Raw genomic sequence first — 12,709 nt, 5'->3', positions numbered from 1 at the left:
CTCTTTCTATTTCGAAGACGCCTACGATCTTAGCCTTTGATCTACCATTTCATAGCAGACCCTACTGAATGAAGGTTTACTTTATTTTAAATAAACTTGCGCTTTTGTTGTATTGGCAAAATGAATTTTAGCAATTTTTGACAAAACGTCTGTTCCGTATTTTTTCATAATTGTGGCAGCAGTTTGATCTACCTTTTGAGAGGCACCTTTGGGTAATATTATCCCTGTTTGTTCTGATAATTGATCCATCTGTTTTAGAAAACTAGTACGTGCAAGGATGGAGGCTGCAGCAACTGAAGTCGAGTAGCTTTCTGCTTTTGTAATAAAAAACGTGGAGGACGTCAGCGTCTGTTTTTCCGATGCCAGATGCTTTTTGTAAACAGAAGGCTCACAAAATTGGTCAATGATAATCCCGTCCATAAACCTTTGGTCCACTTTTTTCAGGAGCCTTTGGATGGCATGATGGTGAAGCATTGTCTTCATCTTTCCCTGTGTCCAGCCCTGACTTTGCAATTTATTATATTTTTCATTCCGTAGAACAATAAGTGAATAAGGAATATTTAAGTTGGTTATTTCTTGGGCCAATTGGCGAATTTTCGTATCGGTCAAAGCTTTGGAGTCAGTTACTCCATGACTTTTAAGCAGGTCAATTTGTGTTTTCGTCAGATAGACAGCAGCAACTGTAATCGGGCCAAAATAGTCACCTGTTCCTGCTTCATCTGTGCCGGCGTGATTACTTGAAAAAAGTTTCGGATCAGGAGCATAGGCGTGTGATTTATGTTTTCTTGACTTTGCAGCATTTGCGGGAATCGTGCTTGCATCCTGCTGCCAAATGCTTGCGGCTTTTTCCGGGGAAGACCCTTGAAATAAAACTTTCCCTGATTTATACGCTGTAATAACTGCTTCACTTGTTTTTGCGCGAAAAATTGCTCCCGGTGGAGGAGTTACAGAAGAATTTGCATAATAATCTTTCATTTGCGCAATGGTTTTACTGGGAAATTGATATACATATTGCGGCAATCGTATTCTCTCCAATCATTCTCTATTTTGTATTAAATTAAGAACATATGTAAACAGTTGATACTTTTTGTAGGCTTGCATTTTATTTCGTGCAGCTAATAAGTCCAAAAAAGTCCCCTAGAAATTGAAGTCTTATTTTATACTAAAGCAAAATTTATATTTCAGCAAACCACTGACAAAATCGCATTCTAAAGAAGTGGATAGTTTCCTAAATGGCTCACTTCATGTTAAGATAAGGTGAACAATTTTCTTAATCAGGGAGGATTTACACGTGGCCAAAGATGAAAAAACACGAACAACTGTAGAAATACATAATCGTACCTATACCATTATAGGAACAGAGCCACAAAATCATATTAAATTAGTCGCCAGTTTAGTGGATCAGAAAATGAATGAAATCCAAGAAGCGAACAGACAACTTGACACGACAAGATTAGCTGTACTAACTGCTGTAAATACAATGAATGATTATTTGAAATTAAAAGAAGAATACGCTTCTTTATTAGGTGCTATGAAAAAAAAGGATAACTAACTAGAAAGAGGAACATTCACATATGGTTGATATTTTATTACTGTTGTTATTAATGGTAGGTTTTTTAATTGGATTAAAACGAGGATTCATTTTGCAGCTATTCCATCTCATCGGTTTCATTGCAGCATTTATTGTTGCTGCTTTGTATTATGATGACTTAGGCCTTAAACTACCCTTATGGATTCCTTATCCTGATTTAAATGAAGATGGAAAATGGGCGGCATTTTTACAAGATTTGCCTCTTGAATCGGGATTTTATAATGCAATTGCGTTTTTGCTTATATTTATAGCTGTGAAAATTGTGTTGCAAATTATAGCGTCGATGCTTGATTTTGTAGCTTCTTTACCTATTTTAAAGTCTGTGAATAAATTATTGGGAGCTATTCTTGGCTTTGTGGAAATATACTTATTACTCTTTATCCTTCTATATATTGTAGCTTTAATCCCGGTTGCTCAAATACAAACATGGATAAATGATTCAGCAGTAGCGTTGTTTATCATTGAGCATACGCCTTATTTTTCAGGGGAAATTAAAGAGCTTTGGTTTACACATGTGGCAGATAGATGATGCACATCATACATCAATAGCGAATGGAACTATGTAGCGGAAATAAGAGATGGTGTGGGTAGGTGTTTTACTTCAAATTTACATCTAGATTAGCTCGACAAACTTATAGATGCAGGCACCAGGCATGAATAATGGTTGAGAAAAAAACACTCATCTGTAAATACACATTATCATTTTATCGTCGTTTTGTTAATTATAGGGGAGTAGGACTGGTGAAGATGTATGAAGATAAATAAAAAAGATGTTATTAAGTTGATGGAAACAATAGCGACGTATCTCGAATTACAAGGAGAAAATCCATTTAAAATCAATGCCTATCGTAAAGCTGCTCAGGCACTGGAAAGAGACGATCGTTCACTTGAGGAAATCGATGACTTTGCAAAAATAAAGGGCATTGGCAAGGGAACAAGCGCCGTTATTCAGGAGTATATTCAAACAGGACAATCAAAGACATTGCAAGACCAAGAACAGCAAGTCCCAAAAAGCTTGCTTTCCTTATTGCAACTACCTGGTCTTGGTGGTAAGAAGATTGCTAAGCTTTATCAAGAGCTTGGCATTACAGATGCTAAGGGATTAAAGGAAGCATGTGAGTCCGGGCAGGTTGAACAATTAGCAGGTTTTGGTAAAAAAACAGCCGAGAAACTCATAGCAGCACTTGAAGAAGCGGGAAAACGTCCGGAACGTCTCCCGATTGCTATTATGTTGCCATTAGCCGAAAAAATCGAAAACTACTTAGGTCAAATCGATGAAGTGGATCGTTTTTCGAGAGCGGGCAGCTTACGTCGTATGAGAGAGACAGTCAAAGATATCGATTTTATCATTGCAACAGAGCAGCCAACTGCGGTACGGAACGCTTTATTAAAGATAGATGGCATAAAGAATATCGTTGCTAAAGGAGAAACCAAAGTATCCATTGTAATCGAAGATGTATACGATGTGAATGTTGATTTTCGCATGGTGAAAAAAGAAGAATTTGCTTCTACCCTGCACCATTTTACTGGCTCAAAGGAGCATAATGTATCCATGCGTCAGCTAGCAAAAGCACGTGGTGAAAAAATAAATGAATACGGTGTCGAAAACGAAGAAACTGGAGAAATTCTTACATTCGATACAGAAGAAGCTTTTTTTAATCATTTTGGGTTGCATTATATTCCTCCTGAATTAAGGGAAAATACAGGAGAGACGGAAGTATTTCAATCCCCCTATCCGCTTGTGGAGCTTTCTGATATAAAAGGCGATTTGCATATGCACACAACCTGGAGCGATGGTGCACAATCGTTAGAAGAAATGGTCACACAAGCAATGAAAAAATCATACCAATATATCGCTATTACTGACCACTCCAAGTTTTTAAAGGTTGCTAACGGATTAAGTGAAACAAGGTTACGTAAACAGCAAGAAGAAATAGCCCGTTTAAACGAAAAATATTCAGATATTCATATTTTTTCAGGTGTTGAAATGGATATTCTACCTGATGGAAGTCTTGATTTCTCGGATGCATTTTTACGGGAGATGGATTTTGTTATTGCTTCCATACATTCCAGTTTTAATCAAACTGAAGAGCAAATCATGTACCGGTTAGAAACAGCATTGGAGAACCCTTACGTATCAATAATTGCTCATCCTACAGGGAGATTAATTGGCAGGAGACCTGGTTATCAAGTCGATATGCATAAACTAATCGAAAAAGCAAAAGAAACAAATACAGCATTAGAGATTAATGCAAACCCAAATCGACTTGATTTATCTCATCAATGGGCTCGTAAGGCACAAGAAATAGGGGTTCCTTTAGCGATAAATACAGATGCTCATAATTATCAAATGCTTGAGCATATGGTATATGGTGTGTCCATAGCCCGAAAAGGATGGATAAAACAAACGACTGTGATGAATACTTGGTCTACACAAGAATTAATTGCTTACTTTCAGAGGAATAAGTAAACCCTGCTTTTTTATAAGGAGAGAAAGAAACAAAAACAAGTATCAAGAAATGTCCCAATATAACAAGTAGATTTTCCGGACGATAGCCGGAACTTCATTCGAGTAATAAAAATGAAAATAGAAGCAGGATGTAGGAAACATTAATTTTACGCTCCCGCCAGCTAAATGACCTCAATGCTGTAAGATGTTTGAAAATGTTCATGGGTGACAAACTGCCTTGGGCTGTCAGTTAGCTGATTTGTTTTTCGGGAAAGGAGTTATTGACATGAACGAGCGCATGATTCGCGTACTCGAGTTTGATAAAATTATTGAACAATTAATCAACTATGCAGAAACATCGATTGGAAAACAGCAGATGAAACAAATTCGTCCTGCCACTGATATGGAAACAGTGGTTCGATTGCAAGATGAGACGGATGAAGCAACCCATGTAGAGCGCTTAAATAAAACCTTACCACTTGGTGGAGTTTTTGATATTCGTCCAAGCTTAAAACGTGTTTCTATTGGTGGAGTGTTAACCGCAGGAGAATGTATTGAAGTATCGAGTACCATTTATGGTGGAAGAACTGCGAAGGATTTTATGGAAGAACTGGAAGAAGATCTTCCTATTCTACATGCTATGGTTGAAGAAATTACGCCATTACGGCATCTGGAACAAGCGATAAATCGTTGTGTGGATGATCATGGGCATGTACTGGATAGTGCATCGGAAAAATTACGAGGAATTCGCTCTTCCATTCGAACATTGGAAAGCAGAGTGAGAGAAAAGCTGGACAGCTTTACAAGAACCCATAGTAATAAACTGTCGGACGCGATTATAACAATACGAAATGATCGCTATGTTCTTCCAGTAAAACAAGAATATCGTGCATCTATCGGAGGCATTGTTCACGATCAATCTGCCTCGGGACAGACGTTATTTATGGAACCGAAGGCAGTAGTAGATATAAACAATCAATTGCAAGAAGCGATCGTTAACGAAAAAAGAGAAATAGAACGAATTTTAATGGAGCTTAGTTCGCTAATTGCTGAGGAAGCAATTCCATTAGAGCATAACGTTCATATACTTGGAAAAATGGATGTCATTTTTGCTAGAGCTAAATATGGTCAGTCGATTAAAGGCTCTAAGCCAATGATGAATGACCGTGGAATTATTAAAATGAAGCAAGCACGACACCCATTAATCGACCCCCGTGAAGTAGTGGCTAATGATATCGAGCTAGGCGAGAGATTTACAGCAATTGTGATTACAGGTCCAAATACAGGTGGAAAAACGGTAACCTTAAAAATGGTCGGTCTTTGTTCGATGATGGCTCAATCTGGATTACAAGTACCGGCATTAGATGGTTGTAAATTTGGAGTGTTTTCCCATATATTCGCTGATATCGGTGATGAGCAATCCATTGAACAAAATTTAAGTACATTTTCCTCTCACATGACTACCATTGTAGAAATTTTAAAGCAGGTGGATGAACAAACTCTTGTGCTGTTTGACGAGCTAGGGGCTGGTACTGATCCTCAAGAAGGAGCAGCTTTAGCAATGGCCATTCTGGATGAAGTCATTGACAGACAAGCGCGAGTAATCGCGACGACGCATTATCCAGAATTGAAGGCATACGGTTATAATCGAAAGCAAGTTGTAAATGCTTCGGTTGAGTTTGATGTTGAAACGTTGCGTCCAACCTACCGTTTGTTGTTAGGAATTCCCGGTAGAAGTAATGCTTTTGATATTTCTAGACGTTTAGGTCTTTCCAGTAAGCTAATAGAACATGCAAAGTCATATATAGGAATCGATTCTAAAAACGTAGAGAATATGATTGCTTCCTTAGAACAGTCTCAAAATAGGGCAGAAAAGGATTATGAACAGGCACATGAACTGCTGATGCAAGCTGAATCATTGTATCAGGATCTGATGAATGCTTGGAACGAGTGGCAAGATAAACGGGAAAAGCTGTACCAAAAAGCAGAGGAAAAAGCCGATAAAGCTATTCAAAGAGCGCGTGAAGAAGCTGAAATAATCGTTCAAGAAATTCGTAACATGCATCGTGAAGCGGAATGGAAGGAGCATGAGTGGATCGAGGCTAAGAAGCTGCTTGACTCCGCTAAACCTGAGCTATCTACGAAAAAAGACGTAACCCCATCCTCAGCTAATAAAGAAGTAAAGGAATTAAAGCCAGGTGATGATATTAAACTGCTAACCATTAATCAAAAGGGAACCGTACTAGAAAAAATCAATGACCATGAATACTTGGTCCAAGTTGGAATTATGAAAGTAAAAGTAGATCGGAAAGATTTACAATATATGGGTAAATCAAAACAGAAATATGAACAACCAATTACAACAATAAAGGGTAGTAACTACCATGTGAAGACAGAGCTGGATTTACGTGGGGAACGGTTAGAAGATGCATTATTAAAGCTGGAGAAGTATATGGATGATGCGCTACTAGCAGGTTATCCGAGGGTTTCTATTATTCATGGTAAAGGTACAGGAGCACTTCGTAAAGGGGTACAGGAATTCGTCAAGCAGCATCCAAGAATTTCTGATTCTAGACCTGGATCATCTGGAGAAGGCGGCAGTGGGGTAACTGTCATTCGTTTAAAATAGGGTAAAACGAGAGGTGATTGTGATGGAGATTGGAGCAGCCTTTTGGGAAAATATTGTTGTACAGACTGCCGCTAGGTACAGTGTGGTTATTCTATGTACCCTTGTGTTTTTAGCTATATTAGAAATCGTCACATCGTATAAAAATTGGGAAGAGATTAAAAAAGGAAATTTTGCAGTAGCGATGGCAACTGGTGGGAAAATATTCGGGATTGCGATTATTTTCCGCTATTCCATCGAACATAATGACACCTTAGTTCAAAGTATAGGTTGGGGTGTATTCGGATTTATTTTGCTATTACTTGGTTATTTTGTATTTGAATTTTTAACTCCCGTACTTAAAGTGGACGAGGAAATTGGGAATGGAAACAAAGCAGTGGGATTTATTTCAATGATCATTTCTGTAGGATTAGCATTTGTTATTGGTGCAAGCATAGGGTGAGGGGGAAAAACAATGGTATTGGATCGTTTAGCAAAGATTTTAATCGTAGTAGCTGCGATTTTTATTATTGTTGGGATTATATGGTTGATGACATAATGAACCTTAACAGTAGGTGTGTGTGATAGTCGTTAAAATAGTTGCATCAAAAAAACGGAACTTATCATTTGAAACTTGGCAGTCATGCCAAGTTTTTTCATAAAAAATTAAATAATATTTCAAAAAATAGCGATTAATCGGTATAATATAATTAAATATAAAGGAAAGGGAGGAAAAAGCATGGGAGGAACTAGAAGCTGGCATCAGCACTACCCACCTGAAATAAAGACATCCATTCAATATGATGAAAAGCCACTTCATGCATTTTTACTGGAGAGTGCTGAAACATTTCCGAAAAAGAAAGCGCTTCATTTTATGGGGAAGGATATGACGTATGAAGAACTTTATTTGCAAGCAACTAAAATGGCGAACTATCTACAGCGGCTAGGTATGGAGAAGGGGGACCGAATTGCTATAATGCTACCAAATTGTCCACAATCTGTAATCGCTTATTATGGAGCCTTAATGGCTGGTGGCATCGTCGTGCAGACGAATCCACTTTATAAGGAACGAGAGTTAGAATATCAGTTGAAGGACTCTGGTGCTACTATTATCGTATGTTTGGATATTTTATTACCCCGTGTTATGAACGTCAAAAATAATACGGATGTAAAGCATACTATTGTTGCAAGTATCAAAGATTATCTGCCATTTCCTAAAAATCTTATCTATCCTTATATCCAAAAGAAACAGTACAATATGGTTGTAAAGGTAGAACAATCAGAAGATGTGCATGTATGGGATTATATGATGGATATCGCTCAGCCTGCATATGAGAAGGTTACCGTTGATGCTAAAGAAGACTTGGCCTTATTGCAGTATACAGGAGGTACAACAGGCAATCCAAAAGGAGTTATGCTTACGCATTATAATTTGGTTTCCAATGTACAAATGTGCCAAGCGTGGATTTATAACATAATACCTGGTGAAGAGATTGTTTTAGGAGTACTGCCCTTCTTTCACGTATACGGAATGACAGCAGTAATGAATAATGCGATTATGATTGGTGCAAAAATGATCTTGCTACCTAAATTTGATGCTACGGAAGTCTTGAAAACAATTGATAAATATAAGCCGACGCTATTCCCTGGAGCGCCCACAATTTATGTAGCTTTGTTAAATCACCCTAAATTAGAACAGTATGATTTATCATCTATTGAAGCTTGTATTAGTGGTTCTGCTCCGTTACCAATGGAAATACAGGAACAGTTTGAGAAGGTGACAGGAGGAAAACTTGTAGAAGGGTATGGTCTAACGGAAACGTCCCCTGTTACACATGCTAATTTTGTTTGGCATGAACGAAGGAGCGGAAGTATTGGAGTACCTTGGCCGGATACAGATGCCAAAATTATAGATGCTGAAACCATGGAAGAAGCTCCTATTGGAGAGGTTGGTGAAATTGCTGTAAAGGGACCGCAAATTATGAAGGGGTATTGGAATAATCCAGAGGAAACAGCCCAAGTATTAAAAGATGGCTGGTTACTTACTGGTGATCTTGGTTACCAAACAGAGGATGGCTATTTTTATGTTGTGGATCGTAAAAAGGATATGATTATTGCTGGGGGTTACAATATATATCCTCGTGAAGTAGAGGAAGTATTATATGAACATGAGGCTATTCAAGAAGTAGTTGTTGCAGGTGTTCCCGATCCGTATCGGGGGGAAACTGTTAAAGCCTATATTGTTTTAAAACCAGGTTACTCAATAACTGAGACCGATTTAAATACGTATTGCAGGCAACATTTAGCAGCATTTAAAGTACCCCGCATTTACGAATTTCGGCAAGAGCTTCCCAAAACAGCAGTTGGTAAAATTCTTAGAAGACAACTTGTTGATGAAGAGAAAGAAAAGCTTCAAGTTAAATGAGCTTAGGCTCTTTTTTCGCTATAGTTATACAAGCTTAGCAATTGACAGTTTTCTTAAAAGGAGATACAATAATGAATGAACAGTCATTCATTATTGTGTCAAGTTTAGGAGAGAACAATGAAAAAAAATAAACCGAAATACAATCAAATTATTGAAGCGGCAGTAGAAGTTATCGCGGAGAATGGCTACCACGCCTCTCAAGTATCAAAAATAGCGAAAAAAGCTGGAGTAGCAGACGGAACTATTTATCTGTATTTTAAGAACAAAGAAGATATATTAATTTCAGTCTTTGAGGAAAAGATGGGACAATTTATTGCACATATTACAGAAGCTATCGAGAATAAAAACAATGCGGACGAAAAGCTGTTTGAGCTGATTAAGCTTCATTTTCGCCAACTTAGTGAAGATCACCATTTAGCAATTGTGACACAGCTTGAATTGAGGCAATCCAATCCTTCTTTGCGATTACAAATTAACAATGTGTTAAAACCGTACTTAAATGTGATTGACTCGATTATTAAAGAAGGGATGCAAGAGGAAATATTTCGCAACAGTTTGAATGTAAGACTTGTCCGACAAATGATTTTTGGTACACTAGATGAAACGGTTACAAATTGGGTGATGAAAGACAGAAAATATAATCTTGTTGAACAAGCAACAGAAGTTCACACCCTATTAACCGAGGGACTTCATTCGAAATAATCCCATACATGCAAAAGGAGGCTAACAATTGACGAAGACACTAGATTTTGAAACAAATAACTCAGTCGCTTACGTAACCATTAAAAGCCCGCCGGCAAACGCTTTATCTAGTAGTCTATTACAGGACTTGGCTGAGCAGCTGGACGAGGTAGAGGCTAATACGAGTATCAAAGCAGTAGTATTAAAAGGAGAAGGGAGATTTTTTTCAGCAGGAGCTGATATAAAAGAATTTACTGCATTGCAGAAAGCATCTGATTATGAATCGATGGCCAAACGAGGGCAAGATTTATTTGACCGTATGGAACAATTCCATATTCCAATTATTGCAGCTATCCATGGTGCAGCCTTAGGAGGTGGCTTGGAGCTTGCTATGGCTTGTCATATGCGAATTGTAACAAAATCTGCCAAACTAGGATTGCCGGAAATAACGTTAGGAATTATTCCTGGTTTTGCTGGAACGCAGCGCTTGCCACACTATGTCGGCTCAGCAAAAGCATATGAAATGATATTAACGGGAGAACCTATTAGCGGGGAAGAGGCATATTCCTATGGTCTAGCAAATAAAGTAGTTACAGAGGAAGTTTTAGAAGAAGAAGCGAAGCAGTTAGCTGAGAAAATTGCTGCGAAAAGTAAATTGACGATCCAGCAAATTATGCAACTGATTCCTTATGCAAAGACTGGGTTGTTTGCTGAAGGCGTATCGCAAGAAGCAAAAGCCTTTGGGCAAATTTTTGGGTCCGATGACGCAAAAGAAGGCGTGCAAGCGTTTATTGACAAGCGTAAACCAAACTTCCAGGATAAGTAAACAAAAGGAGGAGCAATAATGGATATATATGTACTACTAAAGAAAACCTTTGATACGGAAGAGAAAATCAATATATCAAATGGGCAAATTGAAGATGATGGCGCTGAATTTATTATTAACCCATACGACGAGTATGCTGTGGAGGAAGCTATTAATCAGCGTGATGAGCACGGAGGAGAAGTTACTGTTGTTACTATTGGAGATGAGGATTCTGAAAAACAATTACGTACTGCTTTAGCAATGGGGGCAGATAAAGCAGTGTTAATAAATACCGAAGATGATTTGGAAGACGGGGATCAATTTACAACAGCAAAGATTTTGGAAGCGTTTTTTGCAGATAAAGAAGCAGATTTAATTCTTGCTGGAAATGTGGCAATTGATGAAGCAAGCGGCCAAGTTGGTCCAAGGTTAGCAGAGGCTTTAGATATGGCGTATGTGACAACGATTACAGATTTAAAAATTAATGGCGAAACAGTCACGATGGAAAAAGATGTAGAAGGAGACGTTGAAATAGTAGAGACAGCTCTTCCAGTATTGGTAACATGTCAGCAAGGGCTAAACGAACCGCGTTATCCTTCGCTTCCTGGCATTATGAAAGCGAAAAAGAAACCGTTAGAAGAATTAGAAATAGATGATCTGGATTTAGATGAAGATGATGTAGCAGCAAAAACGAAGACAGTAGACATTTTTTTACCGCCTGAAAAAGAAGCAGGTAAAATGCTTGAAGGGGATCCACAGCAACAAGTGCAAGAACTTGTTTCTTTATTAAAGACGGAAGCAAAGGTACTGTAATTTTAAGACAGAGAGGAGTAATTGACTTGAGCGGAAAAATATTAGTAATTGGGGAAGTAAAGGACGGAGCATTACGTAATGTTTCTTTTGAAGCGATTGCAGCAGCAAAAAAGATTAATCCTGACGGTGAAATAGTTGGACTTATATGCGGAAATGGTGAACTTACTCCTTTAGGAGAAGAAATGGTCCAATATGGTGCAGATCGTGTGGTTACAGTAGCTCATGAAAATTTACAAAACTACACGTCTGAAGGATATGGGCAAGCGGTTATGGCAGTAATTGCTGAACAAGCTCCCGACGCAATAGTGATGGGGCATACGGCAATAGGCAAAGATCTTACGCCAAAGTTAGCAAGCAAATTGAATACAGGCTTGATTTCAGATGCGGTGGATATTGAGGTGGATGGCGATCAAGTCCAATTTGTCCGTCCAATTTATTCAGGAAAAGCATTTGAAAAGAAAATCATCACAGATGGATTAACGTTTTTCACTATTCGCCCAAATAATATCGCATCACTAGAAAAAGACACATCGAGGACGGGAGATGTTGGTGAGAAAACAGTGGACGTAGCGGATATCCGCACGATTATTAAAGATGTGGTACGAAAGGCTTCAGAAGGTGTAGATCTTTCCGAAGCAAACGTAATTGTAGCAGGTGGTCGCGGTGTAAAGAGTGCAGAAGGCTTCAAACCTTTATATGAACTAGCGGAAGTATTAGGTGGGGCAGTAGGCGCTTCACGAGGTGCTTGTGATGCTGAATACTGTGATTACTCCTTGCAAATCGGTCAAACAGGAAAGGTGGTTACACCTGATTTATACATTGCCGTAGGTATTTCTGGAGCAATTCAGCATCTAGCAGGAATGTCGAATTCCAAAGTGATTGTTGCAATTAATAAAGACCCCGAAGCAACTATCTTTCATGTAGCCGATTACGGGATTGTTGGAGATTTATTTAAAATTGTTCCATTGTTAATTGAAGAGATTAAGAAATTAAAGTAATATCCCATTAACTCTAAGAGTGAATGATGCGGTCATTTAGCTTCGGAAAGAAAGGTGACTTTGCTCAGGAGGAAAGGCATCGGTGAGACCCCGCAGTTCGTTAGCGCGGGGAGGCTCACCAGCCACCCTAAGGTGCGGAAAGTATATTTCCAGAGTGGATTATTTGTGCCATTTACCCTTTCTCAATAGTTTGGATTTTTGATGAAAATCCTATGTCCCAACCTTTTCATTTGATTATGGTTTGCATCTAGACAGGTGCCTATATTGGATGTTAGCTCATCAAAAAGGGATAGACTTTCTGTGTACATAACGAAGTGAGCGTATGAATTGATTTTAATGTTC

At 38.4% G+C, this 12,709-nt stretch carries 11 protein-coding genes; 10 read left to right on the top strand and 1 reads right to left on the bottom strand.

Translation table 11 applies throughout. The features are described from left to right. Positions 1-81: 81 nt before the first annotated feature. On the bottom strand, positions 82-1,020 hold the full coding sequence (rnhC, locus tag BKP57_RS02375) for a ribonuclease HIII (protein WP_072740932.1): 939 nt from the start codon (positions 1,018-1,020) through the stop codon (positions 82-84). A 271-nt stretch (positions 1,021-1,291) separates the two neighbouring features. Between rnhC and zapA the strand changes: the two genes are divergently transcribed. The 10 genes from zapA to BKP57_RS02325 all read left to right on the top strand — a co-directional run bounded on the left by zapA (position 1,292) and on the right by BKP57_RS02325 (position 12,367). Continuing rightward, positions 1,292-1,552 (top strand): cell division protein ZapA, encoded by a 261-nt coding sequence (gene zapA, locus BKP57_RS02370; protein WP_050353321.1) that lies wholly within the window; start codon positions 1,292-1,294, stop codon positions 1,550-1,552. Positions 1,553-1,574: 22 nt separating this feature from the next. Next, positions 1,575-2,120, top strand: coding sequence for a CvpA family protein (locus BKP57_RS02365; RefSeq protein ID WP_072740931.1), 546 nt, complete (start codon positions 1,575-1,577; stop codon positions 2,118-2,120). Between the two features lie 222 nt (positions 2,121-2,342). Continuing rightward, on the top strand, positions 2,343-4,061 hold the full coding sequence (polX, locus tag BKP57_RS02360) for a DNA polymerase/3'-5' exonuclease PolX (protein ID WP_050353319.1): 1,719 nt from the start codon (positions 2,343-2,345) through the stop codon (positions 4,059-4,061). A gap of 265 nt (positions 4,062-4,326) precedes the next feature. Further along, positions 4,327-6,669: an endonuclease MutS2 gene (locus tag BKP57_RS02355; protein WP_050353318.1), complete on the top strand. Its 2,343-nt coding sequence runs from the start codon at positions 4,327-4,329 to the stop codon at positions 6,667-6,669. Between the two features lie 22 nt (positions 6,670-6,691). Further along, a complete protein-coding gene (locus BKP57_RS02350) occupies positions 6,692-7,108 on the top strand; it encodes a DUF350 domain-containing protein (RefSeq protein ID WP_050353317.1) in 417 nt (138 codons plus the stop codon). Between the two features lie 276 nt (positions 7,109-7,384). Continuing rightward, positions 7,385-9,070: a long-chain-fatty-acid--CoA ligase gene (locus BKP57_RS02345; protein ID WP_050353316.1), complete on the top strand. Its 1,686-nt coding sequence runs from the start codon at positions 7,385-7,387 to the stop codon at positions 9,068-9,070. 117 nt (positions 9,071-9,187) lie between these two features. Beyond that, the gene (locus BKP57_RS02340) at positions 9,188-9,772 is read left to right on the top strand and encodes a fatty acid metabolism transcriptional regulator FadR (protein ID WP_050353315.1); all 585 of its coding nucleotides are present in this window, start codon (positions 9,188-9,190) and stop codon (positions 9,770-9,772) included. A 28-nt stretch (positions 9,773-9,800) separates the two neighbouring features. Beyond that, entirely contained in the window at positions 9,801-10,577 is a 777-nt protein-coding gene (locus tag BKP57_RS02335; RefSeq protein WP_050353314.1) for an enoyl-CoA hydratase, read from the top strand. A gap of 18 nt (positions 10,578-10,595) precedes the next feature. After that, a complete protein-coding gene (locus tag BKP57_RS02330; protein ID WP_050353313.1) occupies positions 10,596-11,369 on the top strand; it encodes an electron transfer flavoprotein subunit beta/FixA family protein in 774 nt (257 codons plus the stop codon). Positions 11,370-11,395: 26 nt separating this feature from the next. Beyond that, on the top strand, positions 11,396-12,367 hold the full coding sequence (locus tag BKP57_RS02325; protein ID WP_072740930.1) for an electron transfer flavoprotein subunit alpha/FixB family protein: 972 nt from the start codon (positions 11,396-11,398) through the stop codon (positions 12,365-12,367). The last annotated feature ends 342 nt before the right edge of the window (positions 12,368-12,709 follow it).

It is taken from the genome of Virgibacillus sp. 6R (genome assembly GCF_001895305.1).
Classification (GTDB): Bacteria; Bacillota; Bacilli; order Bacillales; family Amphibacillaceae; genus Virgibacillus; species Virgibacillus pantothenticus.
This window is presented reverse-complemented; position numbering and strand designations above follow the sequence as displayed.